The organism is Yoonia vestfoldensis DSM 16212, assembly GCF_000382265.1.
Lineage (GTDB): Bacteria > Pseudomonadota > Alphaproteobacteria > Rhodobacterales > Rhodobacteraceae > Yoonia > Yoonia vestfoldensis.
Map to the genome: position 1 here is coordinate 1 of NZ_KB907980.1, position 24,999 is coordinate 24,999.

General features: G+C 61.2%; 29 protein-coding genes, 1 tRNA gene, 1 other RNA gene and 1 pseudogene. 11 read left to right on the forward strand and 21 right to left on the reverse strand.

The annotated features are described in order from the left end of the window. The 3 genes from tnpC to H147_RS20990 all read right to left on the reverse strand — a co-directional run. Positions 1–1,040 (reverse strand): IS66 family transposase (gene tnpC / locus H147_RS0109225; RefSeq protein ID WP_375342051.1); only part of this gene is annotated, 1,040 nt, incomplete at its 3' end. 123 nt (positions 1,041–1,163) lie between these two features. Beyond that, a complete protein-coding gene (gene tnpB / locus H147_RS20985) occupies positions 1,164–1,496 on the reverse strand; it encodes an IS66 family insertion sequence element accessory protein TnpB (protein WP_211216544.1) in 333 nt (110 codons plus the stop codon). 17 nt (positions 1,497–1,513) lie between these two features. Then, the gene (locus tag H147_RS20990; protein WP_026352401.1) at positions 1,514–1,903 is read right to left on the reverse strand and encodes a transposase; all 390 of its coding nucleotides are present in this window, start codon (positions 1,901–1,903) and stop codon (positions 1,514–1,516) included. An 86-nt stretch (positions 1,904–1,989) separates the two neighbouring features. Here H147_RS20990 and H147_RS20510 point away from each other — a divergent pair. Beyond that, positions 1,990–2,256 (forward strand): annotated as a pseudogene (locus H147_RS20510) (integrase core domain-containing protein); the annotation flags it as partial. A gap of 24 nt (positions 2,257–2,280) precedes the next feature. On the opposite strand, the gene H147_RS21570 reads toward H147_RS20510, so the two are convergent. Continuing rightward, entirely contained in the window at positions 2,281–3,120 is an 840-nt protein-coding gene (locus H147_RS21570) for a restriction endonuclease PLD domain-containing protein (RefSeq protein WP_375342052.1), read from the reverse strand. Between the two features lie 440 nt (positions 3,121–3,560). Beyond that, a tRNA-Ser gene (locus H147_RS0109250) sits at positions 3,561–3,650 on the reverse strand. Positions 3,651–3,776: 126 nt separating this feature from the next. On the opposite strand from H147_RS0109250, the gene H147_RS0109255 reads away from it, so the two are divergent. Next, positions 3,777–4,919: an AI-2E family transporter gene (locus H147_RS0109255; RefSeq protein ID WP_019955080.1), complete on the forward strand. Its 1,143-nt coding sequence runs from the start codon at positions 3,777–3,779 to the stop codon at positions 4,917–4,919. Here the strand turns inward: H147_RS0109255 and H147_RS0109260 are convergent. The 16 genes from H147_RS0109260 to H147_RS0109325 all read right to left on the reverse strand — a co-directional run bounded on the left by H147_RS0109260 (position 4,916) and on the right by H147_RS0109325 (position 18,464). Beyond that, positions 4,916–5,278, reverse strand: a complete 363-nt coding sequence (locus H147_RS0109260; protein WP_019955081.1) for a hypothetical protein — start codon at positions 5,276–5,278, stop codon at positions 4,916–4,918. The genes H147_RS0109255 and H147_RS0109260 overlap by 4 nt on opposite strands. Positions 5,279–5,288: 10 nt before the next feature. Continuing rightward, a complete protein-coding gene (locus H147_RS0109265) occupies positions 5,289–5,915 on the reverse strand; it encodes a M35 family metalloendopeptidase (protein ID WP_019955082.1) in 627 nt (208 codons plus the stop codon). Positions 5,916–5,918: 3 nt separating this feature from the next. Then, positions 5,919–6,635, reverse strand: a complete 717-nt coding sequence (locus H147_RS0109270; RefSeq protein WP_019955083.1) for an alanyl-tRNA editing protein — start codon at positions 6,633–6,635, stop codon at positions 5,919–5,921. After that, positions 6,632–8,950, reverse strand: a complete 2,319-nt coding sequence (locus H147_RS0109275; protein ID WP_019955084.1) for a DUF3772 domain-containing protein — start codon at positions 8,948–8,950, stop codon at positions 6,632–6,634. Before H147_RS0109275 ends, H147_RS0109270 begins: the two co-directional genes overlap by 4 nt. Beyond that, positions 8,947–9,978, reverse strand: coding sequence for a cysteine synthase A (locus tag H147_RS0109280; protein WP_043699698.1), 1,032 nt, complete (start codon positions 9,976–9,978; stop codon positions 8,947–8,949). The genes H147_RS0109275 and H147_RS0109280 overlap by 4 nt, the downstream gene beginning before the upstream one ends. A gap of 52 nt (positions 9,979–10,030) precedes the next feature. Then, complete coding sequence (locus H147_RS20335; RefSeq protein ID WP_019955086.1) at positions 10,031–10,417, reverse strand: NUDIX domain-containing protein; 387 nt, start codon at positions 10,415–10,417, stop codon at positions 10,031–10,033. An 18-nt stretch (positions 10,418–10,435) separates the two neighbouring features. Beyond that, the gene (locus tag H147_RS20340) at positions 10,436–10,966 is read right to left on the reverse strand and encodes an NUDIX hydrolase (RefSeq protein ID WP_019955087.1); all 531 of its coding nucleotides are present in this window, start codon (positions 10,964–10,966) and stop codon (positions 10,436–10,438) included. Continuing rightward, positions 10,905–11,132, reverse strand: a complete 228-nt coding sequence (locus tag H147_RS20820; protein WP_110570952.1) for a gamma-glutamylcyclotransferase — start codon at positions 11,130–11,132, stop codon at positions 10,905–10,907. The genes H147_RS20340 and H147_RS20820 overlap by 62 nt, the downstream gene beginning before the upstream one ends. Continuing rightward, a complete protein-coding gene (locus H147_RS0109290; protein ID WP_019955088.1) occupies positions 11,133–11,573 on the reverse strand; it encodes a TrgA family protein in 441 nt (146 codons plus the stop codon). Between the two features lie 55 nt (positions 11,574–11,628). Beyond that, on the reverse strand, positions 11,629–12,837 hold the full coding sequence (locus H147_RS0109295) for an SAM-dependent methyltransferase (RefSeq protein WP_019955089.1): 1,209 nt from the start codon (positions 12,835–12,837) through the stop codon (positions 11,629–11,631). A gap of 102 nt (positions 12,838–12,939) precedes the next feature. Then, a complete protein-coding gene (locus H147_RS0109300; RefSeq protein WP_019955090.1) occupies positions 12,940–14,355 on the reverse strand; it encodes a cryptochrome/photolyase family protein in 1,416 nt (471 codons plus the stop codon). After that, positions 14,352–15,566 (reverse strand): aminotransferase class V-fold PLP-dependent enzyme, encoded by a 1,215-nt coding sequence (locus tag H147_RS0109305; protein WP_019955091.1) that lies wholly within the window; start codon positions 15,564–15,566, stop codon positions 14,352–14,354. The genes H147_RS0109300 and H147_RS0109305 overlap by 4 nt, the downstream gene beginning before the upstream one ends. Continuing rightward, positions 15,559–16,542, reverse strand: a complete 984-nt coding sequence (acuI, locus tag H147_RS0109310; RefSeq protein WP_019955092.1) for an acryloyl-CoA reductase — start codon at positions 16,540–16,542, stop codon at positions 15,559–15,561. The genes H147_RS0109305 and acuI overlap by 8 nt, the downstream gene beginning before the upstream one ends. A gap of 24 nt (positions 16,543–16,566) precedes the next feature. Beyond that, a complete protein-coding gene (locus H147_RS0109315; RefSeq protein ID WP_019955093.1) occupies positions 16,567–17,076 on the reverse strand; it encodes a DinB family protein in 510 nt (169 codons plus the stop codon). Further along, positions 17,073–17,714 (reverse strand): DUF1326 domain-containing protein, encoded by a 642-nt coding sequence (locus H147_RS0109320; protein ID WP_026352402.1) that lies wholly within the window; start codon positions 17,712–17,714, stop codon positions 17,073–17,075. Before H147_RS0109320 ends, H147_RS0109315 begins: the two co-directional genes overlap by 4 nt. A gap of 15 nt (positions 17,715–17,729) precedes the next feature. After that, positions 17,730–18,464, reverse strand: coding sequence for a DUF2182 domain-containing protein (locus tag H147_RS0109325; RefSeq protein ID WP_019955095.1), 735 nt, complete (start codon positions 18,462–18,464; stop codon positions 17,730–17,732). A 147-nt stretch (positions 18,465–18,611) separates the two neighbouring features. Here H147_RS0109325 and H147_RS0109330 point away from each other — a divergent pair, with 147 nt between their 5' ends. From H147_RS0109330 to H147_RS0109365, 9 genes are all read left to right on the forward strand, one after another. Beyond that, the gene (locus H147_RS0109330; RefSeq protein ID WP_026352403.1) at positions 18,612–19,652 is read left to right on the forward strand and encodes an ABC transporter substrate-binding protein; all 1,041 of its coding nucleotides are present in this window, start codon (positions 18,612–18,614) and stop codon (positions 19,650–19,652) included. 114 nt (positions 19,653–19,766) lie between these two features. Next, positions 19,767–20,165 carry a hypothetical protein gene (locus H147_RS0109335; protein WP_019955097.1) on the forward strand — a complete coding sequence of 133 codons (399 nt, stop codon included), beginning with the start codon at positions 19,767–19,769 and terminating at the stop codon, positions 20,163–20,165. A gap of 48 nt (positions 20,166–20,213) precedes the next feature. Next, positions 20,214–20,672, forward strand: coding sequence for a copper chaperone PCu(A)C (locus H147_RS0109340; RefSeq protein ID WP_019955098.1), 459 nt, complete (start codon positions 20,214–20,216; stop codon positions 20,670–20,672). A gap of 58 nt (positions 20,673–20,730) precedes the next feature. Next, entirely contained in the window at positions 20,731–21,336 is a 606-nt protein-coding gene (locus H147_RS0109345; RefSeq protein ID WP_019955099.1) for an SCO family protein, read from the forward strand. Between the two features lie 60 nt (positions 21,337–21,396). Further along, positions 21,397–22,746: an oxygen-independent coproporphyrinogen III oxidase gene (hemN, locus tag H147_RS0109350; RefSeq protein WP_019955100.1), complete on the forward strand. Its 1,350-nt coding sequence runs from the start codon at positions 21,397–21,399 to the stop codon at positions 22,744–22,746. Between the two features lie 46 nt (positions 22,747–22,792). After that, the gene (locus tag H147_RS0109355) at positions 22,793–23,149 is read left to right on the forward strand and encodes a DUF4345 family protein (protein WP_019955101.1); all 357 of its coding nucleotides are present in this window, start codon (positions 22,793–22,795) and stop codon (positions 23,147–23,149) included. Beyond that, positions 23,135–23,484, forward strand: a transfer-messenger RNA (tmRNA) gene (gene ssrA, locus H147_RS20515). Before H147_RS0109355 ends, ssrA begins: the two co-directional genes overlap by 15 nt. A 66-nt stretch (positions 23,485–23,550) precedes the next feature. Then, positions 23,551–24,306, forward strand: a complete 756-nt coding sequence (locus H147_RS0109360; protein WP_110570954.1) for a phytochelatin synthase family protein — start codon at positions 23,551–23,553, stop codon at positions 24,304–24,306. A gap of 37 nt (positions 24,307–24,343) precedes the next feature. Then, positions 24,344–24,991, forward strand: a complete 648-nt coding sequence (locus H147_RS0109365; RefSeq protein WP_019955103.1) for a DUF1194 domain-containing protein — start codon at positions 24,344–24,346, stop codon at positions 24,989–24,991. Positions 24,992–24,999 lie beyond the last annotated feature (8 nt).

The window sequence follows — 24,999 nt, forward strand, 5'->3', positions numbered from 1 at the left end:
ACGGCATAGATCTCGGCGATGCGGCGCAGGCCTTCGGCGGCGATCTGTGAGCCGTCGCGGTCAAAGACTTCCTTCAGCTTGCGGCGCGCGTGTGCCCAGCAATGGGCCACGCGAATGGGATCGCCGCCCTTGCGGGTAGGCTTGGTCAGTCGGTTGTAGCCCTGGTATCCGTCGATCTGCAGGATGCCGTCAAAGCCGGTGAGGAAGGTTTCGGCATTCTCGCCCGCTCGACCGGGTGCATAGAAGTAGACCACACCGGGTGGGTCCTCGCCGCCCCATGGCCGGTCATCGCGGGCCAGTGCCCAGAGATAACCTGTCTTGGTTTTGCCGCGCCCTGGATCCAGCACCGGGGCGGTGGTTTCATCCATGAACAGCTTGTCGGATCGTTTCAGGTGTTCAGCCAGCCGGTCGACGATGGGCTTAAGGTGGAATGCCGCCTTGCCAACCCAGTCGGCTAAGACAGCGCGGTGCAGATCGAGGCCAGCCCGCGTCAGGATCTGGCTCTGACGATACAATGGCAGGTGGTCGGCATATTTGCTGACCAGCACATGGGCGATGCTGGCCTCGGTCGGCAACCCGCCCATGATCAGATGCGATGGTACTGGAGCCTGGGTCACGCCGTCGGTGCAGGTCCGGCAAGCGTATTTGGGGCGGACGGTGACAATCACACGCAACTGCGCCGGCACGATGTCCAGCCGCGCGCTGCGATCTTCGCCAATCTTGTGCATGACACCGCAGCCACAGGGGCAGATCAGGCTGTCGGGTTCGATAATCTCTTCGATGCGCGGCAGTGCGGCCGGTAGATTACCGATGATGCGTTTTGGCGCAGGCCTGGTTGCCGTTTTCTCACCTGTCTTGGCGGCCAGATGCTCCTTCTGCACCTCGACCTCGGCCAGTGCGATGGACAGATCCTCGAAGGCCAGCTGCCGCTCATCCTCGGTCAGCTTTTCCGACCGCTTGCCATGCAGGGCATGGTTCAGCTCGGCGATCAGATGCTGTTGGCGTTGGGTAATATCCTGAAGTGCTGCGATCGTTTTCATCAACGACGTAACCACCGCACGCTGCGCGGCAGGGATAGTGGAAAGGTCAATGACAGGCGTCTCAATCATAGCCCGAGACTACGATAAAACCTCAGTAAAAACACGCAAAAGACAGCGCTTGATTCATTCTGCCGCAGCCGGTGGGCGCATCTCCAATGCCTTGACCTTCCGCCAGTCCAGACCGGCAAATAGGGCCTCAAACTGGGCGTGGTTCAGCGTCATCATCCCGTCCTTGATCGCTGGCCAAGTGAAGGTCGTATCTTCCAAACGCTTGTAAGCCATCACCAATCCGGTGCCATCCCAGTAGAGCAGCTTCAGCCGATCGGCACGGCGCGAGCGGAACACAAACACCGTGCCGGTGAATGGATCCTTGCGCAGCACCGACGACACGATCGCCGCCAGACCGTCATGACCTTTCCTGAAGTCGACAGGCTGCGTCGAGACCAGAACACGCACGCGGTTTGACGGGAACATCATAGGTTGGCTTCCAGGCCGCGCACGACCGATACAATCCGTTCCGCTGAGGCCCCGGCTTCCAGCCGGATCACGACTGCGCCCATGACAATCTCCGGCCTATCCTCCGCACCCGTTTTACCAAGCGGGGCCTCGTCAACGGGTCCAACGATCAGAGACGCGAATTCCGCAGGATCTTCCGGCGCAGGTAGCACCAGCCGTCCGGTCCGCGCCAGCGTCCGCCAGGAGGACAGATGGTTCGCAGGCACACCATGCCGCAGCGCTACCGCATTCACAGTGCTGCCCGGCAACAGCGTCTCCGCCACGATCCGTGCTTTCAGCTCATCCGGCCATTTCCGGTTCCGACGACCCCGGCCGCCAACCGGGAGAACCTCCGATGTAGTCTCCATGGAGAAAATCCAGTCCAACAATCAACAGGGTCCAATGAACCCATCATGCTGACAGACGGAAGGTGTGGGGCAGGAAACGCTTACCGCAGAATGGCTTCATCGAAAGCTTCAATGGCAGCCTGAGAGACGAGCTGCTGAATGAGGAGATCTTCGACACGTTAGACGATGCCCGCCGCAAACTGGCCCTCTGGCGATACGACTACAACAACGTCAGACCGCGTTCATCGCTGGGCAACTAAACACCCGCCGACGCGCGTCGAGCGCTTGAGCAATTTGAGGGCTCCGCGCACGACGCGCTTGCCCAAACTCACGACGAAGAATATGAAATCCAAACCCGCAAACTCTCGTTATGAATGAGGGAGCCTCGGGGGGGCAGGTCACAAACCAGTTGCACCCCCCGGTAGAGTGGAGCCTGTCAGGGCGGCAGTACCTGATGTTGGCGCCGCTGCTCCTGGTGCTAACAATATATAGGGCGGAAAAGGACTCAACGGAGCCGAAGGCAATGCAACTGCCGCAGGAGCCACCGGGGCGACCGGAGCGGTACCTGGGCTTTTTGTTGAGACCGGCGTTGCTGGCGAACCCGGGGCAGTAGCAGTCGATTTACTTGGCAAAGGCGGAAACTTTACCAGGGGCTTAAGGCCGATCCCTGCTGCGCCGCCACCCGAGCCACTAGACGCAGGACGCGGTCGACGAGGTGCAGGAGGAACCCCCAGTACTCCTTTGGCAACTAGCGGCGGAATATCCGTTAAGCTTCGAACTGTTTCCACGTTTGGCCGAGTTCCATCAAACCAAGAATCGATAGACGCGGAAATTTCATCCAGTGGCGGGACCGGATCTCCGTCATGCGTGTCTAAGATCACACCGACTTCTACATTTAGTCCTGTGACGCCGGCCAAAGTCAGATTGGCGGAACCGACATATGCCGTCCGACTGCCGTCTTGGCGGGTGACATGATACACTTTCGGATGAAATAAGCCGCTTGTGTAACTGAGAATGCCAATTCTTGCATCTGCTCTAGGGCACCCAATTAGGTCCACCAAGACTTCAATATCTTTCTGGCCAGTTTCTCCGCCATTTGATCCCAAAACGCAGCTGATTGGCAAACCCTGTGATGCCAGCCCCTGAATAAGCGGCAGCATGGGTGCCAAGCCATCTGAGCCGAAGTATCCAGACTGCCACCTTAGATGCCTGATATCCTCGGGCTTTAGGCTGGCCATCCAATCGCCTAGGGCGTGCGTCGCGTTTCGCGCTCCAGTATCGATGTATCTCACTCTGTAACTCCATGATCCTCCACGATGCTTAAGCTACAGGTTGAATATCTGGGAACAAGAGCGCTTTCTCAGGATTCAGACATCGGCATCACTTACTACTCACGTGTCGCAACTCCGGAAACGTTCGAACTCGGTTCCGCCCGGTAGCGAGATGAACTTGCAAAATCACCTAAAGTTACCAGTCGACAAAAGATCGCAAAAGCAATGCATTAAAGCTGTTCACCGAAACAGCCGCCGTTAACAGGTCGAGAGAAAGTTGCGCTGAAGAGAAGGCTTTCACGCGTCTGGTCACAAGTGACGGTGTACAGCCCCTCCCGCATAACCCCCGAAAACAACGGAAAAATCCGGCCGCGCCCGGATCGGGAGAACGCTTTCGTGAGGGCAATTGGCGGACAGACAGGGATTCGAACCCTGGAGACGGTCTCCCGCCTACACACTTTCCAGGCGTGCGCCTTCGACCACTCGGCCACCTGTCCGTGATGGGGGTTTAGCCGCAACTTGGCGGACTTTGCAAGACCCTCCGCACGAATTGTTCTGCCTGTTTGCCCCCGCCCCTTTCGCCCGATATATTGACCTGATCCAAGCGGAGCCGAATTGCCCTGATGCTGCATGATCCCCCCGAAGCGACCACCCTGGAAAAGCGGTCCGAGACAGCCCGGCTGCAAACCGGCGCCTTGATCATCATCGCCTTTGCGGTCGTGTTGTTCCTGCGGGTGCAGGCGCGGTTCATCCTGATTTCACTGGCGACGGCGATCATCCTGTTCAGTCTGACAAGCGATGTGATCACTTTCATCGCGCGTCAGCGGATCGGGCCGTTGCGCATCCCCAACGCCATCGCAAGCATCGCCGCGATGGTGCTGATCGCAACGGCGCTGTTGTTGCTGACATCGGTGCTGCTGGCGCAGATCAACACGGTGCTGGTCACCACGCTGGCCTATACCGAACGCGCGCCATCCGCGATCGCGTCGATGTTCAGCTGGCTGGGCGAGGATAGCGAGGCTGCAATCTTCAACGCCGTCCGGTCTATTGATGCGTCAAACTATCTGCGGGGTGCCGCCAGCCAGGCCAGCGGGATCACGCAGGCCACGGTGCTGGTCATTCTTTTCGTCGGTTTCCTGTTCGCCGAACGGGTGTGGTTCGACACCAAGCTTGAAAACTTCATCGGCGACAAGACGCAAGCGCGGCGCGTGCGCAAGATCATCCAGTCGATCATCCACCGCGTGAATTATTACCTGCTGGTCAAGACCGTGATCAGCGTGATCACCGGCGGCATGATCTATGTGCTAGCCCGCGCGTTCCAGCTGGAACTGGCGGTATCCCTTGGCATCATCACCTTCGTGCTGAACTTTATCCCCAATATCGGGTCGATCCTTGCCACGGGGCTGATCGCACTCGTGACCCATGTGCAACTGGGGGATCCGAACACGACGCTGGCGATCTTCGTGATCGCGACCTGCATCCAGTTCCTGAACGGCAATGTCATCGACCCGATGCTGATGGGTCGTGCCTTGCGGTTGTCGTCCTTCGGGATCATCCTGTCGCTGGCCTTCTGGGGGGCTGTCTGGGGTATTCCGGGTATGTTCCTGTCGGTGCCGATCATGGTGATGCTGCTCGTGGTGTGCAGCCATGTGCCCCATCTGCGCCCTTTTGCGATCCTTTTGTCGCGTGAAGGCCTGCCCGATACCGAACAGATGCTGAACGAAACCGCAGAACGTGACCTGTTCCAGAAGCCGCCAAAGCCCTAGCGGCGGCGCACCAGCACAAAGACCGCGCCGCCGATCACCTCGGCTGTGGCGGCGATCAGGATTGTGGCCTCCGCCTGCCCCATGGTGAATTCGTAAACACCCGTCGCCGCGATCCCGAACCAGACGGTCGCCAGCCCATAGCAGACCCCGTCCCGCGCGGTCCCGACCGGCAGGCCACGCAGCAGCCAGAGCATGACCGCAAGCCCCGCGAACAAAGGTGCAGCGCGTCGTGCAAGAAAATCTGCGCCGTCACTTGGGGCGACACCATAGGTCGTGACATAGGCCCGCCCCGCGACCAGAAGGATCACGAAAAGCACAAGAAAAACGACGGCGGTGACGCCGGCGGCGATGCGGAACATGGCGCTTCTCCTATGGTGGGGCTTTGCCTGACACGGGCTGACTTGCGTAATAGATCACGTCTTCGGTGTAATATTGATAATTGTCCGCGTTCTCGATCGCCCGTGCGGGGTCGGTGCTGGCCATCCGCGAACAGATACGGCGGGTATAGCAATGATCCTCGGTGCGGGCGACCGGTCGGAAATGCGACAATTCATGGACAAACGTCCCTTCGCGGGTGCCATTGTTGCTGGCCGTTGTGCCGGGCCGTAGTGCTGTCAACGGCGGCAGGTCAAAGAATGACGGGCAAAGATAAATCCGGTAGGGTCGATGAGCATAGACCCAGGCATATTCACCATTACCACATCCGTCATCGCGGATGCTGTCGCATTGCACGGTGACTGCCCCGGTGCGGATCGCCCTGACGACCGCCTTGAGGTTCGCCCGCACAATTTCGGCGTTGTGGTCTGAATAGACCCCGAACCAGCGCGCATATTCCGGCGTGTCACCGACCGCCGTGGCGGCCATTGTCGTCAATGATTTGGCACTGTCCAGCGCCTCGCGGACGATCCGGTCATGGGCCGGGCTGCATTGCAGGACGGTCTGCGCAGCGGCGGATTGACCGACCAGCAAGAGCACAAGGAAAAGGATCGCACGCATGGCCTACTCCAGATGCAGATAGACGCGCCGGTTCTGGCGGCCTTTCTTTTCGATCTTGCCAATCCGCACGCGGCCGATCTCGGACGTGTTGGCGACATGGGTTCCGCCGCAAGGTTGCAGGTCGGCGGTTTCTGAGCCGATCCCGATGCGAACCAGCCTGATCCGGCCCGACCCGCGCGGCGGTTGCACCGACATCGTCTTGATCAGATCGGGCTGCGCATCAAGCTGGGCATCGGTGATCCATTCCTCGGTCACGGCCATGTTGCAGGCAATGAGCCGGTTCAACGCATCATCGAGCGCGTCTTTGTCTTCGGGGGCGTCCGGCATATCAAAATCAAGGCGGCCCTTGTCCGCCGCTATCGCACCGCCGGACACCGGCAGGGGAATGACGACCGATAACAAATGCAACGCCGTATGCACCCGCATGTGCCGATGCCGGCGGTCCCAGTTCAACTTTTGCAACACGACCTGCCCGATGGCGGGCAAGGGTGCAGGTTCGGCAGGCAGCAGGATGATGCTGTCACCTTCGCCCTTGACGGCTGTCGCGATGTCAAGCGTCGCACCCGGCCAGGACAAGGTGCCGCTGTCACCCGGTTGCCCGCCCGATGTCGGATAGAACACAGTAGCATCAAGCACGATCCCCCCTTCGGTGGTGATCCCCAGCACGCGGCCTTCGGCCTGCCGCGCATATGCATCGTCACGAAACAGCGGTTTTGTCATGCAGGGGCACCTTTCAGGGTTTCGGGGTTGCGCAGCCACAGATCCTGCTGCGGGAACGGAATCTCGATCCCTTCGGCGGCGAATCTGCGGGCAATTTCATGGTTCATCTCTGATCTGGTGCTCAGCACGAAGTTCACATCGCGCAGGATCGCCCTGATCTCGAAATCAAGCGAGCTGGCACCGAAGCCGATGAACAGCACCGCAGGCGGCGGCGTGATGATGACCATGGGATGCGCCTCTGCGATCTCGCGCAGGATTTGCGTGACCTTCTCGGTATCGGTGCCATAGGCCACGCCCACCGGCACGATCACGCGGCCCACCAGATTGCCGCGCGTCCAGTTGGTGACCTGCCCGCTGACCAGATCGGCGTTCGGCACGATCACATCGGTGCGGTCGAATGTTTCGATCCGCGTGGAGCGAACCGAGATCGCGCGCACATAGCCCATCTGGCCGCCCACTTCGATCCAGTCGCCTTCGCTGATCGGGCGTTCGATCAGCAGAATGATACCGGATACGAAGTTGGACACGATGTTTTGCAGGCCAAAGCCGATGCCGACGGACAGCGCCCCTGCCACGATGGCAAGGCTTGACAGGTCGATGCCCGCAGAGGTGATGGCGACCAGTGCCGCAAGCAGGATGCCCACATAGCCAAAGCCCACGGCGATGGCATTCTGCCCGCCGGGGTCCAGCCGGGTGCGCGGCAATACACTGCGCCGCAGCGTCGCCTGAATGAACCGCGTCAGGATATAACCCAGCGAAAAGATGATCGCGAACATCACGAAATCGGTCGGAGAAATCCGCGTTTCGCCGATTGCGAACCCTTCGCGGAACCTGCTCCAGATTTCCAGGATATCGTCGGTGCGCGCCCCCCATATCAGCGCGAAAACCGGCAGGCTGGCCAGATAAAGACTGAAACTGACGAGGATCGGCAGCAGGGCGCGGAGGCCTTTGGTTTCCTCTGCGTTCTTGTGGCGCGTGCTGAGGTCGTGGACAATCCGCTGCAACACAAGGATCGCACCGATCAGTGCCAGCGACAAAATCGACGAGGTCAGCAAACCCTGCCCCGCCGAGGCATAGCCAAGTGCAGCAAGCGACGGACCAGCCACCGCAACGATGGTGCAGAACCGCCCCACCTGCATTCTGATCCGGCCTTGCGACACTGGTGCTGTCTCGGACGCCTGGGGTGGCGTCTTGATCAACCGTCCCAGCCGCCAGAACAGCGCACCCACCACAAGGATCACCGGTAGCGACATCGTCGCGACAACCCCTGGTCCAAGATCGATGGACCCGGCCGTCGCCTCGAACAATTCACCGAAGGCCAGGACCCAGGCCAGTGCCAAGGTCATGCGGCGCGCGTTGCTGCGGGTTTCCTTGCCATAGCCCAGATATTCCGGCAGCATCCCGTCGCTAAAAACCTGACGCCCCAGCCACCATCCCAGGACGACCGTCATCCCCGCCGCAGGAATGGCATCAACCATGGCCTGCCCCCGCAGCCCCAAGATCGCCAGCGTCTCGAGCCCGCGTGACAGCGCCACAAGCCCCGCAAAAGAGACAATGATCTGCAACAGCGACAACAGGAACAGCCAGATCGGCAACAGGAACGACTCACCGCGCGCCAGCCGTTGGCGTAATTGCACCAGCCACCAGCGGGTATAACCGACCAGCAGCACGGCAAGGCCAAAGAACAGGGCGGCGCGCGGCAGATTTTCAACCAGCCGTCCGTTGGCAAGCTGAACCTGCAAACCCGCAAAGGTTTCAGCGCCGACGGTGCGGAACACCTGCCATGTGGCGCTGGCCGCCTGTGGCCACAGCGCGGGGTTCAGGGGCGATGGGCCGCGCTGGAACAGCTCTGCCGTCTTTTGTTGCAGAATCTTGAGGTCCAGTTCGCTGATCAGTCCGTTCGCGCGGGCGTAAGCCTCTTGGGCCAGCGCGCGCGGGGCCAGCAAGGTATCGCGCTGCGCCTCAAGCTCTGCACGGCGTTCAGCGACCTGTGCGGGTTCTTCGCCACTTTCTGGGACCGCGCCGAGCGCCGCCAATTGCGCGTTTACCGTCACAAGCCGGGTCGCATTGACGTTGGTTTGCGATAGGAAATGATCCCGCCATCCGGCCAGTTCGGCCCGCAGGCGCATGATGACGAATTCGGACGAGGCGTCGCGCAGCACCAGCGTTTCAGCCCGTTCGGCCAGCGCGTTCCAGGCGGCAATGTTATCGTAGGTCGTGCTTGGCAGCGGTTGCGCGTCCTGTGCCGCCACGCAGAGCGGCCATAACAGGCTGCAACAGACAAGCAGCCGGAAGAACAGCCGCCGGGCCGTCATTCCGGTGCAAGCACCGACGGCACCACGGCCTTTTCTTCCAGCCAAGTGGGCACCGGCAGACCTTTTTCACGCATGAAAGCGGGGTTGTAGATCTTGGACTGATACCGGCTGCCGACATCGCACAGGATGGTCACGATCACATGCCCCGGCCCCATGTCGCGTGCCATGCGGATCGCCCCTGCCATGTTGATCGCGGTCGACCCGCCCATGCAGAGGCCTTCGTGCTGCATCAGGTCATAGATCAGCGGCAAGGCTTCGGCATCGGGAATCTGATAGGCGTAATCGGGCGTCAGCCCTTCAAGGTTGGCGGTGATACGCCCCTGCCCGATCCCTTCCGAGATGGAACTGCCTTCGGATTTCAATTCGCCATGGGTGTAGTAATTGTAAAGAGCCGCGCCTTCAGGATCGGCCAGCCCAATTTTGACACCTTTGGATTGCAGTGCCTGCGCCACGCCCGCCAGCGTGCCGCCTGATCCGACGGCACAGATGAACCCGTCGACCTTGCCATCCGTTTGCGCCCAGATTTCGGGCCCGGTGGTTTCCACATGCGCCTGCCGGTTGGCGGTATTGTCGAACTGGTTCGCCCAGATCACGCCGTTTGGCTCTGTCTCGCGCAGCGCATTTGCCAGCCGTTCGGAATAGCGGACATAGTTGTTGGAGTTGCGGTAGGGGGCGGCAGGCACCTCGACCAGCTTGGCGCCAGCAAGGCGCAGCATGTCTTTCTTTTCCTGACTTTGCGTTTCGGGAATGACGATCACCGTCTTGAACCCCATCGAGGACCCGAGCAGCGCCAGCCCGATGCCGGTATTGCCTGCCGTGCCTTCGACTATGGTGCCGCCGGGGCGGAGATCACCGCGCGCAATCGCGTCCTTGATCATGAAAAGGGCGGCGCGATCCTTGACCGACTGGCCGGGATTCAGAAATTCGGCCTTGCCCAGAATGGTGCAACCCGTCGCCTCGGATGCCGCCCGCAGCTTGATCAAAGGTGTATTGCCGATCGTGTCGGCGAAATCATTGCAGATCTGCATCATCAGGGCCTTTCGTTGCGCCCCTGATGTGTAGAACCGCGCCTGCCCGACATCAACCCATGGCGCGCAGGCGGTCGCGGTGTCTTGCCAGCCAGTAAAGCAGATGCAAAAGCGGGCCTGTCGCGATCTCGCCGCTGTCCGCAAGGGCCATGGCGGCGTCGAAACTCATCGTGTGCAGGCTGATATCCTCTGCCTCGGCTTCCAGCCCACCCGCATAGGGTGCCTCCGCCGACAGATCGCATAGCCCGACATAGGCATAGAAATAATCCGTCGTCGCCCCCGGTGACGGGTAATATTCGCCTGCCGGAACCAGATGGCGGATTGTGACCCCTGCTTCTTCGGCCGCTTCGCGCAGGGCAGCCTCCTGTGGGGTTTCACGCGCATCGACGATGCCTGCGACGGGCTCCAACATCCAGGGGTTCGGATCATGGCGCACCATCGGCCCGACACGCACCTGTTACAGCAGCAGAACCCGGTCGCGCTGCGGATCATAAGGCAGCAATAGCGCTGCATCGACGCCAACGAAAACCTCGCGCCGGAGCACCGGCGACAGGGTACCATCGAACAATGCATGGCTGACGTCGAAACCTTGAAACCGAAAGAATCTCCCCGATGCAGGTGCGGCGGGCGTGATGTCGAAATCCCGTGCGGTGCGCGTGCGGCGGGCCGCGCGTTGGCGTGCCCACGCGCGCGCCTCGATCATCGGCCACATCTGGCGGAGTGTGGCCGGATCGGGCAGCGGGTCGAGCGTCAGAACCTCCTGAGCGGCGTCGATGGCTGGCGCCAGATGTGCCTGTTCCCACACTTCAAGTGACCAAACCCCGCGGCCGGGGTTTTGGTCGCGGGGCGGCAGATAACCATGTGCTTTGTGCCGCCGGCCGTCCACCAAAAGGGTCAGGTCATGCAGGGCATAGCCGAACGCTGATTCATAAAGGCGCAGCCTGCGCATCTGCTCCTCGGACAGATCGGGCCAGATCAGACCCTGCACCAGCCCCCCCCGGACGTGGCGCGATGAACGGGACGACATGGCCCGCCACCGGAAAGACCGCGTAATCCAGCAATGTTGCGGAAACGGGTTCGGCCAGCCGCGCGCCGGATACCGCGGCCATCAGCCCGCGCGACATCAATGTCCCATAGACGAAAAGGTCAGTCACCTAGGGGTATTTCTGCGAAAAATATTCTGTGATCCAGGCGCAAAGCACGGCCCCGACGAAGATGCTTGAAATCAGGTTCACGTCGATGAACCGCACGCTTTCGGCCACCATCAGATTGAAGATATCGACGATCGCCTCCATCGGCCCGTCATAGCGCCGACGGAACGCATTGGCCATCATCAGGGAAAACGCCATGATGAACAGGGTAACAAAGGAAAAGGCGAAACCTGCCGACAGGCCGTGCCCGACCGCAGGCACATAACCTTCGCCTGTGCGTCGGCCGACATAGACCCAGCCGATCAGGATGCCGGTGATCACCGCCCCCGGCAAGAACGATGGCGGCGGGCGGCCTTCGACAAAAAACGGCGCGCCGACGCCAGCCAGATACCAGCCCCAAAGGCCGAACGTGATAGCACCGGCCAGCCGCCCGGCCGTGGGCATTGAAAGACGATTTGATGTCGCCATGTCAAAGCATCCTTGTCCCGGCCCGGCCCGTTCAGGACGCGCGGGTCACCGTAATCTGCGTTACGTCGCAGTTTCCGCTATGAAATGTCCCCGCGCAAGAGGTCAGATAAAAGTTCCACATCCGCCGGAATCTGTCGTCAAATCCCAACGCCGCCACCTGATCCCAGCGCGCATTGAACGTGTCGTGCCACCGGCGCAGGGTCTGGCTGTAGCTTTCGCCGAATTCGATTGATTGCGCGACCTTTAATCCTGCCTTTTCAATCTCTTGGCGCAGGACAACGGGGCTGGGCAGCATCCCGCCCGGAAAGATGTATTTCTGGATGAAATCCACGCCGCGCTTGTAAACATGCCAGCGGCGGTGCTCGACGGTGATGATCTGCAGCGTGGCATTCTTGCCGGGCTTGAGCCGTTCGCGCAGGGTTTCGAAATAGACGGGCCAGTATTTTTCGCCCACGGCCTCAAACATCTCGATACTGGCGATCCCGTCATAGACACCTTTTTCGTCGCGGTAATCCTGCAGCTTGATCGTGACCTTGTCGGACAGACCGGCCTTTTCCATACGCGCGACCGCGTAGTCGTGCTGCGCCTGACTGATCGTCAGGCCGGTCACCTTCAGACCGCGTTCGGCGGCGGCATATTCCGCGAACCCGCCCCAGCCGCAGCCGATTTCCAGCACATGATCGCCGGGCTGCACGCCCATCTGGTCGACCATGCTTTTGTATTTCTCGATCTGGCCGGCTTCCATGCTTTCCTGACCGGTCACGAACTTGGCCGAGGAATAGGTCATCGTGTCGTCGAGCCACAGACCGTAGAATTCATTGCCCAGATCATAGTGATAGCTGATGTTCTTGCGCGCCTGCTTTTTGGAATTGTTCTGCAGCCAGAACCGCATCTGTTCATAGAACCGCACCAGAAACTGCCCCGGAAAGCCGTCATAGATATGTTCCATGTCGTCATGCACGAGGTCCATGAAGGCCATCAGGTCCGGCGTCGACCACCAGCCGTCCATATAGGCCTCGCAGAAACCCAGATCGCCCTCGCGCAGGGTACGCGCAAAAACGTCGGCGTTGTGGACATGCACCTCGGCGACATAGCCGGGTTCGGCCCCTTCGGCACGGAAATGGCGGCCATCGGGCAGGATGATGTCGATCCGGCCGCGTTTCATGGTCTTGAGCGAGTCGAAGACATTGCTGAAATAACGCGGCAGTCCGGTCTGCCCATGCGTGGTCGTCAGAATCATTGATCTTCCGTTCGTATCTGTTGTTGCATCTGCAATAGCTGGGTAATTAACCTTTGCGCCAGCGAAGTCACGGCAATCCTTGCCAAAAAGTTTCCCGCCACATCAGAATCCGCGGTTGCTGTAGGCGTCAAGCGCCCGCGTGCGCCCCTGTTCGGGCGTGACCACCGGGTCGGGATAGGCGGCATCGGCGCGCAGGTGCCAGCTTTGCGGGATCATGCCGAAATAGGCCAGCGCGTCATCATGTGGGTTGCGCTGCCCTTCCGCGATCCAGCGTTTGACATAGGCGCGGTCCTTGTCGAATTTGTCGAGCTGCGTGACGGGGTTGAATACCCGGAAATAGGGCGTGGCATCCGGCCCCGACCCTGCCGACCATTGCCAACCCATCGCATTGCTGGCGGGGTCCCAGTCGATCAGGTGGTCGGCGAACCAGTCCAGCCCGATTTTCCAATGCGTCATCAGATGCTTGGTCAGATAGGAGGCCACGATCATGCGCCCGCGGTTGTGCATGGTGCCGGTGACATACATCTCGCGCATGGCAGCATCGACAAAGGGAATGCCGGTGCGCCCTTGTTGCCATGCCCGCACCTCTGGTGTGATGTCGGTATTCCACGGGAAGGCGTCCCAATCCTCTTTCCAGTTGTCGGTCAGGATGCGCGGCGTGTGATGTGCCAGATGATAGGCGAATTCGCGCCAGACGAGCTCTTTCAGGAACACCTCGGCATCGCCTTTGCCGTCACGCAAGGCGCGTTTGCCAGCGTGCCAGCAGATGCGCGGGCTGATCTCGCCGAAGGTCAGGTTTTCCGACAGGTTCGACGTACCCTTGATCCCCGGCAGGTCGCGGCCTTTGACGTAATCCGCCACGCGGTCGGCGATAAAGGCATCGAGTCTGTCGCGCGCGGCCTCCTCGCCCACGGTGCAATGGCTGGCCAGAATGTCAGCGGCGCGTTGCATCGGTTCGCGCAACTGCCAGTCGGCCAGATCGTCGCAGGCGGGCCAGGTCTGCGGCGCGGCGATCTTGGCAGGGCGCGGCAAAGGTTCGGCCACGTCATTGCCGCGCACGGCGTTCCACATGGGCGTATAGACCTTGTAGAACCCACCGGTTTTGGTTGCGACCGTCCAAGGCTCAAACAGCAGATGGCCTGCAAAACTGCGCGCGTCGATCGCGTCTTCTTTCAGCGCGGACTTCACGCCTGCGTCACGGTCATTCGCCGCCGGATGGTAAAGCCGCGACCAATAGACCGCCCCTGCCCCCGTTTCCCGGATCAGATCGCGCAGCACGTCAAGCGCCGGACCCTTGCGCAGGATCAGCTTGCTGCCCTGCGCCGCCAGCACCTTGCCGAACTGCGCCAAGGCCAGATCAAGCCGCAGTTTCTGCGCGGCGCCCAAGGTCGCCACCTGATCATCGTGGATATAGACGGGGATCACGGGCCGCCCGCTGTCACAGGCGGCGGTCAGAGCGGGATGGTCGGCAAGGCGCAGGTCGCGGCGGAACCAGACGATAACGGGTGTTTGTGTCATAGCACCTGATCTAGCGCCGCCATCAACTGGTCAACCTCGGATGGGCTGGTGTAATGCGTGAAACTGACCCGCAGCACACCTTTGTCCAGATCGACCCCCATCGCCTGCAAAGGACGCTGGGCATAGAAATCGCCACCTTCGGCCATGATCCCGAACGGCACCAGCCGTGCCGCGACCTCCGCCGCACTGCCTTGCAAAGCCATCGCCACGGTCGGCGCGCGGGTTGTGGCGTCGGATGGGCCGATCAACCGGACCGAGTTCTTGGCGCTGACATAGTCGAGCAGCGGTGTCAGCAGCGCGACTTCCTGCGCGCGCATCAGGTCATGCGACAGCCGCGCGGCATCCGCGCCAGTTCCGCCGCCGTGGTGCAACGACATAGCGTCGAAGTAATCGGCCATCCCCGCACTTGCCGCGATCTGCGCGTGATCTGGGCCTGCGGGGGTGAAGCGTTTGTAAAGGGTGTCGCCGTTGAAGTGGTGCCCCTGGTTGGGCAGATCAAAGCCGAAATCCTCGCGGATGATCATGATGCCTTGATGCGGGCCATAGGTTTTATAGGCGCTGAACAGATAGACATCGCACCCGAGCGCACCGACGTTGGCAAAGCCATGCGGCGCATAGCTGACACCATCAACACAGACCCGCGCGCCTGCCGCCTTGGCGATCCGCATGATGCCAGCTACATCATTAATGGCCCCTATCACATTGGAACAATGCGGAAAACAGACCAAGGCTGTATCATCACCCAAAAGCTGCGCCAGATCGTCGGGGTTCAGCAATCCGGTGTCGCGGTCAAGCTGCCATTCGACCACGCGCACCCCATCCTCGGCCAGCCTGCGCCACGGGCCGGAGTTTGCCTCGTGGTCCTGATCGGTGACGATGATCTTTTGTCCGGGCTTGATCCAGCGCCGCACGGCCTGCGCGAGCACATAGGTGTTCTGCGTGGTGGACGGACCAAAGGACAACTCCTGCCGCGCCACGCCCAGCATCGCCGCAAGACGCGTGCGGGCCTCGTCCATCTCCTCGCCACCAAGGCGCGATGCCTCATAGGCGGAATAAGGCTGCACTTTGCGTTGCGTGTAAAAGCGGTGCAGCCGGTCGATGACCTGCTGGCAGGCATAAGACCCGCCCGCATTGCCGAAAAACGCCTGTCCTTGCAGGCTGGGCTCCGAAAACGCGGGAAATTGCGCCCGCACCCATGCCAGATCAAGCATTCACATCCACCACGACACGCCCTTTCACCTTGCCCGCCAGAATATCCGCGCCCAGTTGCGGCAGATCGGACAGCGTCGCAGGCTGGATCATCGCGTCGAGCTTGTCCATCGGCAGGTCTTTCGCGATCCGTGCCCAGGCACGCACACGGTTGTCATAGGGCTGCATCACGGAATCGATGCCCAAAAGGTTCACCCCGCGCAAAAGGAACGGTATGACTGTCGCAGGCAGGGTCGCGCCCCCGGCCAGCCCAACGGCGGCGACCGATGCCCCATATTCCATCTGCCCCAGCACGCGCGCGAGCATCGCGCCGCCCACAGCATCCACGCAACCGCCCCACGTCTCGCCTTCCAGCGGGCGCTTGACAGTCTCGGCCAGTTCCTCGCGGGCGACGATCTGGGTGGCGCCGAGAGACGTCAGGTAATCGGCGGTTTCAGGCCGTCCGGTGACAGCCGCGACCTTGTAGCCCAGATGCGCAAGGATCGCCGTGGCAACCGACCCCACGCCGCCCGCTGCCCCTGTCACCAGCACAGGACCGGCCTTGATCCCGTGGTCTTCCAGCGCCATGACCGCCAGCATCGCGGTAAAACCGGCGGTGCCCACGGCCATCGCCTGCCGCGTCGTCAGACCATCCGGCAAAGGCACCAGCCAGTCGGCCTTGACGCGGGCCTTCTGGGAATAGCCGCCCCAATGCGCCTCGCCCACGCGCCAGCCGGTCAGGACGACCTTGTCGCCCGCCTTGTAGCGCGGATCATCCGACGCCTCGACCGTGCCTGCAAAATCGATGCCGGGAATATGCGGATAATTGCGCACCAGCCCGCCGCCCGGCCCGATGCAGAGCCCGTCCTTGTAATTCACAGTGGAATACTCGACGGCGACCGTCACCTCGGCGGCGGGCAGCCGGTCGAGCGTGATGTCCTGCACGGTGGCATGGGTTTGGCCAGCCTCGTCCTTGTCCACGATCAGGGCTTTGAACATTGGTCTTCTCCTTTGTGTGTCGGGTCAGAACGTCTCGGGCATGAAGGGGATATCGGTATCCTGCGGCTTCAGCCCCATCTGGGTCAGCATCGCATGAACCTGCCCCCGATGATGCGTCTGGTGGTTGAAGATCTGCATGACGCAGATCGCGCGCGGCTTGGTGATCTGGCGCTGCATGACACCGGAAAACCACGTGAGGTCCCCCGTCAGGTCAAGCGCGCGCACATCCTTGGCCCACAGGCTGATCCGCCCGTCGGTGCGAAAGCGGTCGGCGGACCAGACGGCGGCGGTGGGTGTCATGGTGACGCTGTCCCTGAATGGAACATCGGTGCTTGGGCCACCGTCAAGCCTGCTGATCCAGACGATATCGGCCCAAAGCAGATGGTTCAGCGTCCCGAGGATAGACCCGAAGAACGCGCCGCGATCCTTGGTCAGATCAGCAGTGGGCACGTCTTTCAACATCTCGCGCAGGCCCGCGTTCTGCCATGCGTTATAGCGCGCCATGATCTGGCAATATTCAGGCGAGACGATCATTGCGGACCGTGCCAGTCGATCTGGCAGATCTCGGCGCTGCGCCCGTCAAAATCCCACACGCGGCCAAAGGCCCGCACGCGCCCTTTGTTGGCGGTGGCGACCGTGATGTCGGGGCCCATCCAATAGCCGGTGTTGGTCACGACGATATCGGTGTCGGGGTCCTTGCCCACCACAGGGACCACCTCGCCCTGAATAGCCTTGCCGACCATCAGGCGGCGGGCCTTGCCTTCGGTTTCAAAGACGACGGGCGCACGTTCGGCCCCCAGAAATTCGCTGACCAGCACCTTGAACAGACCCGTCGTGCCGCGCGCCTTGCCGGTGAAGATGTTAAGCAGCCCGTCATAGGCGGCCTCACTCGCACGCTCGTCGATATAGGCGGCGGCTTTCCAGTTGCCCCGCGCCATCAGACCGGGGATTTCCAGCACCAGCCCGACATTCAGCCCGCCCAGATCCTCGTCACCATAATGGCCGCTGTCGATGCGGATGCCCGCCCAGGCCTGGCAATAGCCTTCGGTCGGTGCGTGTTTGCCCAAGGACACCACGCAGGGGCAGAACACCGTGCAATTGCAGTTGAGGATCAATTCGCCTTTGATTGCCCAAGGCACGGTGCCTACAGGTGCCGTCTGATCCAAAGCCATGAAGTCTCCCCCCATTTATACCGCACCCAGCAGGAAGCCGCAGGCCCCTGCCATCAGAACAAAGCCCAAAGGGCGTGTGACATAGCGCCCGACACTGTCCATCTTTTCACCCACCATGATCAGCGTGGCGATCCCCATGAAGGCAAGGTTCATCACCCCGCCCACGAAGGCAAGCAGCATCAGTGCCCAGCAGCAGCCAAGGCAGACCGCGCCCAGGCGCAGACCGTTGCGGAACGGCCCTTCGTCCCAGTGCTGCATGAAAAATGTCAGCGGCTGTCGGCATTTGGCGAGGCAGGCCTCTTTCACGGGCGAAAATTGGTAAAGCCCCGCGCCCATCAGCAACCCCGCCGTCAGCGAGACCGACAGGCTGTCACCGATCGCGCTGATCAGCCCGTAGCGGTACAGAACCAATTGCATAGCCGCGGCAATCAGGGAAAACAGGGCCCAGACCACGCCGTAGCCCGCCACCAGCGGCCAGAACGGCACGCCGGTCTGGCGGCCCAGATCGTCATGGGTTGCAAAGGCCGGCAAGGCGCTGGGCAACATCATCGCCGCTGCCATCAAACCCCACATCAGCGTCGCGCTGAGATACCCTGCCCCATCCAGCGTGACGGTGCAAAGCGCCTCCCAGAAATTCGCGCCATAGAGGCGCGACAGCCCCCGCAGATCCGCCGGCACCGCCATCAGATAGAGCGCCGACCATGCCGTGAGGATCAGACCGAACAGCAACAGCCAATGTGCTGTTCCCATCGCCCTGATCCGATCTGACAACATTTTAGGCATCCTCCGCTCGGGCTGAAGCCTGTCAGACATTTCTGGTCCCGGCAATGCGGAAATCCCCTTGCGATAACGCATGTGCGACCCTACGTTTCTGCGATGTCCAACAGGAGAACCACAATGAAAACAACCAGACTATTGGGTGCCGCCTCTGCTGTGGCGCTGGCGACAACCGCTTTCGCGCAGGATTCGGAATTGCTCGTGTTCGACTATTCCGGATTCGAGTCGCCCGACTATCATCAGGATTATATCGCGGCACATGGTGCCAGCCCGACGTTCACCTTCTTTGGTGACGAGGATGAAGCCTTCCAGAAGCTCCGCTCGGGTTTCCAGGCCGATGTATCGCATGTCTGCGCGCCATCCGTGACGCGCTGGACCGAAAGCGGCATCCTGGAACCTTGGGATACGGCACGCATCACCGCCTATGACGATCTGAACGCCAGCCTGACCGGTGAAGAGATCGGCGCAGGCCAGACCTATTTCATCCCGACCGATTTCGGCTCGACCGCAATCGCTTATAACCCCGAAGAAGTCCCCGCCGAAGACGTGGCCAGCCTGCAGGTGTTCACCAACCCCGCCTATGCCGGCCGCATGACGCTGCCTGACAACGTCGACGACGCCTTTGCGCTGGCCTATCTGGCGACCGGTGTCACCAACTGGCAAGAGGTGACGGATGAGCAGTTCGACGCCGCCGCCAACTGGCTGCGCGAGGTGCATCCGAACCTGCGCACCTATTGGACCGATCCGGCCGAACTGGCGCAGCTTCTGTCCTCGGGCGAGATTCTGGTGAGCTGGGCCTGGAACGAAACCTATCCCGCGATGGTCGAAGAAGGCCGTCCCATCGCGTTCCAGCGTGAAGCGACCGAAGGATCTTCGTTGTGGCTCTGTGGCTATGTGAAATTGGCGGAAGGTCAGGGCAATGTCGACAAGGCCTATGATTATCTGAACGCCTTCCTGTCGGAATCCTCTGTCGTGCCATTGCTCGAGTCCGGTTACGGTTCCGCAAATGCCACCGCGCTGAACGCATTGGTGACCGAAGAAGACCTGGTTGCATCCGGGCTTGAGGACATTGATGTGCCGATCCTTGCGCAATTGCCGATGAGCAATGAAGACCGTGAGCGGATGGCCGAAGCGTTTGAGATGATCAAAGCGGGCTTCTGATCAACCGGTCACGATGGAAAAGGGCGGCGCCGCTGGTGCCGCCCTTTTGCATGACCGCGACCCGCGTCAAAAAAGTGACTGGACCTTGGCGGGAAAGGTCTTAAACCACGCCATATGCAGCGACGACGCACCAGCACCGCACACGGCAATCATCCGCACCTGATAGGGCGCGTGATATTGGCATCCGTGCTGTCAGTGGCGCTGATGTTGGTCGGTTTCGGTCACAAGCCGGTGCAGGCCGAACCGCAGGCCGTGGCCTATCTGCTGGCCGGTGGTAACTGGGCCGACCTTTGCGCCGATGGCGACGCGCCTCATGGCGCGGGCGATATCTGCATGGCCTGCCTTGTCGTGCAGAGCGTCGGATTGGCCGACCCTGCCCTTTATATTCAACCCGCCCCATCCACACAAGATGCGCATTGGACACGGCATGCCACCGCGCGGCGTATCCTTGCAAGCGCGACGCCCCATCCGGCGCGCGCACCCCCTTGCGTTGATCGCACGATCATCATCTGACCCGATCATCTGCGCGGCCTGCCCGTGCCACCATTGAAAGACTCCATCATGAAAACCCTGTACATGGCCGGACTGGCCCTGCTTGGCCTTGCCACCACTGCCGCCGCCGAAAGTGCGATCAGCGTCGCGGATGCCCGCGCGTTCGAGACGGCGCCCACCGCGATGGCCGGTGGCGGCTTTCTTGCGATCACCAACACCGGAACGAGTGATGATACGCTCGTTGCCGTACTTGCTGACTTTCCCCGCGTCGAACTGCACACCACCGAATTCGAGAATGACGTCGCCCGCATGATCCATCTTGACGCGATCCCAATTCCAGCAGGCGAAACCGTCGCGCTGGAACCGGGCGGCATGCATGTGATGTTCATGGGTCTGCAAGGCAACCCGCTGACCGAGGGCGAAACGATCAACGCGACGCTTGTCTTCGAACAGGCGGGCGACGTGCCGGTGACTTTCGAGATCGTCAAGCGTGACATGGCGGGCCACGGTCACAGCCACAACCATTGATCCTGTCGGTGCTGTCCCGCATTCGCGCGGGCAGCGCCAGCGCATGAAAGGAAACCACATGAAAGCTGTCATCATCGGATCGAGCATCATGGCTGTCGCCGTGGGCCTCGGCGTCTATACTTGGCAGACCACCAATGCGGCGGCGGACCCCTGCGGAAACACCACCGTCGCGGGTGCGGCCATCGGCGGGCCGTTCGAGCTTGTCTCCGAAACCGGCGAAACCGTCACCGACCGCAATGTCATCACCAAGCCGACGTTGGTCTATTTCGGATATACATTCTGCCCCGATGTCTGCCCGATCGATACGATGCGCAACGCTATCGCGGCCGATATCCTTGCCGAACAGGGTGTCGACATCGGCACGGTGTTCATCTCGGTCGACCCCGAACGCGACACGCCCGAGGTCGTGGGCCATTTCACCGATAACTTCCATGACGAGATGATCGGCCTGACCGGCAGCCCCGAACAGGTGCGCGCGGCAAGCCAAGCCTACAAGACCTACTATCGCGCGGTCGAGGGCGACCCGGAATTCTATCTGGTCGACCATTCGACCCAGACCTATCTGATGTTCCCCGAGACGGGTTTTGCCACTTTCTTTCGGCGCGACACCCCTGCCGAACAGGTTGCCGAAATCACGGCGTGTTTCGCCGGGCGGGCAGCCTGATTTTGTGACTTTCTTGATCTGGCGCAATAAAATGCGCCGGATCATCTGCAAGATGGCCCTATGGATCATATTGCAAAACTGCGCCGCATGGGTCTGTTCGATGCGCGCGTCCCCCGCTACACCAGCTATCCGCCTGCCACCGCGTTCAACGCAGATGTTGGGCGCGGCTTTCAACGTGACAGCCTTGCCGCATTGGACCCTGCCGTGCCGGTCTCGGTCTATCTGCACATTCCGTTCTGTGAGCGGCTGTGCTGGTTCTGCGCCTGTGCGACGCAAGGGACGAGCACGCTCAAACCCGTCGAAAATTATGTCCGGGTGGTCAAAATGGAACTTGCGCTACTGGCGCGCACCCTGCCCGCCGGGGTGCGGATGGGCCAGATGCATTGGGGCGGCGGCACGCCCACGATCCTGCCGCCCGACATGATCCGCGATCTGGCACAGGCCGTGATGGATGTGATCCCGCCTGCGGATGATTTCAGTTTCTCGGTCGAGATCGACCCGACGCTGGTCGACGATGCCAAGATCGCGATGCTGGCCGATATGGGCATGACACGCGCCAGTATCGGGATTCAGGATTTCGCCCCCGATGTGCAGGCGGCCATCGGCCGCGATCAGAGTTTCGCCACGACCAAGGCTTGCGTCGACAGCCTGCGCGCGGCGGGAATCACCTCGCTCAACGCCGATCTGGTTTACGGGTTGCCGCATCAGAATGCGGCCAAGCTCGCGGACACCATCGCGCAGGTACAAGAGCTGGGCCCCGACCGGATCGCGTTGTTCGGCTATGCGCATGTGCCGAATTTCTCCAAACGCCAGAAACTGATCCCCGATGCGGCCCTACCCAAGGAAGAGGACCGCTATGCGCTGGCCCAACAAGCCGCGCGCGCGTTCGAGGCGGCGGGCTATCTGCCGATCGGGATCGACCATTTCGGCAAACCCGCCAATAGCCTGACCACCGCCATGCAATCGGGCCGGTTGCGGCGCAATTTTCAGGGCTACACCGATGACACCTGCCCCACGCTGATCGGGATTGGCGCGTCGTCGATTTCGCAGTATGGCGCGGGCTATGTGCAGAACGCGGCTGCCACCGCCGCATATCTTGCGCGGATCGAGGCGGGCGAGCTGGCCGGTCATCGCGGCTATGCGATGGGGCCGCAGGACAGGCTGCGCGCGGACGCGATCAACATGCTGATGTGCGATTTCGAAATCGACCTTGCTCTGCTGGACCGACACCCCGATGCCGCGATCCTGACGCCGGTGCATCGCGCGGTCCTTGACCAGTTCGCAGGGATGGTTGTGCTTGACGGCGACAGGATTCGCATCCTGCCGCAGGGCAAGCCGCTGACACGGATCATCGCCAATGCCTATGACGGGTTCAACGCAATGGCCGCGCGATATTCGCAGGCCTCTTGATATCCGTACCCGATGCGCCAGCTAAAGCAGGCAATCGGAGACCATCATGGACATCATCAACATCATCTTTGCGCTGGCAAGCATCGGGCTTGGCCTTTTCGGCTGGCTGGCGCCGCGCTACACGCTGGACACATTGGATTTGAAGGCGGGGCCCAGCAATATGGGGCCATCCGAAATCCGTGCGTCCGCGGGCGCGCTATTCGTGGGCATGGGTGGTGGCGCGCTGATCCTCGGCGGGCCTGTCGCCTACGCGATGCTGGGGTTCTGCTGGCTGGGCGCGTCTGTCGGGCGTGCCACATCGCTGGCGCTCGATGGCCGGTCGCGCAAAAAATGGACCTTTTTCGGGGTCGAAGCTGTCGTGGGTCTGGGCGCGCTGGCGCTGAACCTGCCCCTTGCAATGTGACGGCAGACCACCTAATTCTGGACTGTCCTTCGGGACTATGGACATAAACGCGCTCGTAATACGCGGATCGGACCCGGGGGCGGTACCCGGCGTCTCCACCAAACACTGCTCATTTGGCAGCCATGGGGACGAAACAGGATCGACGAACGTCTAAAGGGGTTTGCTTTGTCTCGGTGAGTTACCACCGTTATCGGTACAAAAAAGCTAGTTGCAAATGACAACAAAGCACCAATGGCGATGGCTGCGTAAGCAGTCGGAACTATTGAAACCTTAAGCCCTATGGTTTTGCGACCATAGGCGGGGTCCGCAGGTACCTGGCAACAGAAACCTGCACCTTTCCCCTTTCCAAACCGAAAATTCCGGCGCTAACGTGGTCCATCAACATCCCGATGGAGCCCCCGATGTCCCGTTACCCCACTTTTGCCGCGGCTGCGGTTGTTCTGGTCGCGGCCTTGCCTGTCGCCGCGCAGGAGGAAGAAGATTACGCCAAGCTTGGCCCTGACGCGCAAATCTTCACCGCCGACACCAGCTATCTGCGCAGCGCTCCCGCCCCCGATTACTGGGCGTTTTCGGCTTTCGTGAAGCCGCAATTCAGCACCTCCGCCTGTTCCATCGCGACCGTCACCGCCGCGATCAACGGGATCATGGGGCAGCCTGAATGGGCGTCGGAAACGATCATGACGCAGCAGAACCTGCTGGAGCTGACGGGCAATGCCGAATGGGCCGCCCTGTCAGCCGAAGGCGGCGATGGCGTCACCTTTCAACAATTGGTCGATTTCACCGGGCAGGCGCTGGCCGCTGTGGGGCTGGACCGGTCTGTGATGCAATTCAACCCGACCGCCGCGACCGATATGGCGCGCGGCCAGGTCGTCAACCTGCTGATCGAAAACGAGGCCAGCCCCGACGATGCCATCATGGTCTATTTCAATCAGGGCGTCGTGACCGGCGATTGGGATGGTCCACATATCGCGCTGATCGGGGCCTATGATGCCGCGACCGACCGTGTCCTGATCCTCGAGGTCGATCAGGAATGGTACGTGCCTTATTGGACATCCGTCGATGTGCTGCTTGACGCGATGGTGAAACCCACATCCGCCGAACACGGTGTTCTGGAAGGTGAAACTGGCGGTTTCGTGATGATCCGGGCGGCCAGCTAGGACTTGCCAAGCCCGCACGGGGCAAGGATGCTGCCTTATGCGTTGTCTTGCCCCGCTTTTCCTTGTTCTGTCCACGACCTCGGTACTCGCCTGTGAAACGGCGCTGTTGCTGACCATCGACGTGTCCAACAGTGTCGATACCGCCGAATATCGCCTGCAGACCGACGGGCTGGCCGATGCGCTGCGCGACAGCGAGATTGTCGAGACGATGGTGCGCGATCAGGTCGCTGTCGCGGTGGTGCAATGGTCGGGGGTGGGTGATCAGGTCATGTCGATCCCGTGGGAACGGATCACCCATGCCGGTCAGGCGGAAGTGCTGTCGCAACGCGCCCGCGCGATGGACCGCGCCTTTGTGCTGTCAGGCACCGCCACCGCCGAGGCTGTGCTGTTCTCGCTCGCACAATTCGACGCCGTGGCCGATTGCAAGCGAAAGGTCATCGACATTTCCACTGACGGCACCGCCAATGCAGGCAGCGATGTGCGCCTTGTGCGGGCGCGGGCCGAACGGGCGGGTGTCACGATCAACGGGATCGCGATCGAAAGCATGGGGCGCACCATTACAAACTTTTTACAAAGCGCCGTCATATCGCGGGACGGGTTCGTGATGACGGCCCGCATGCATCAGGATTATCCGGCGGCGATCAGGGCCAAGATCCTGCGCGAAATCTCCAGAGTGATCGGCTAGGGGAAACA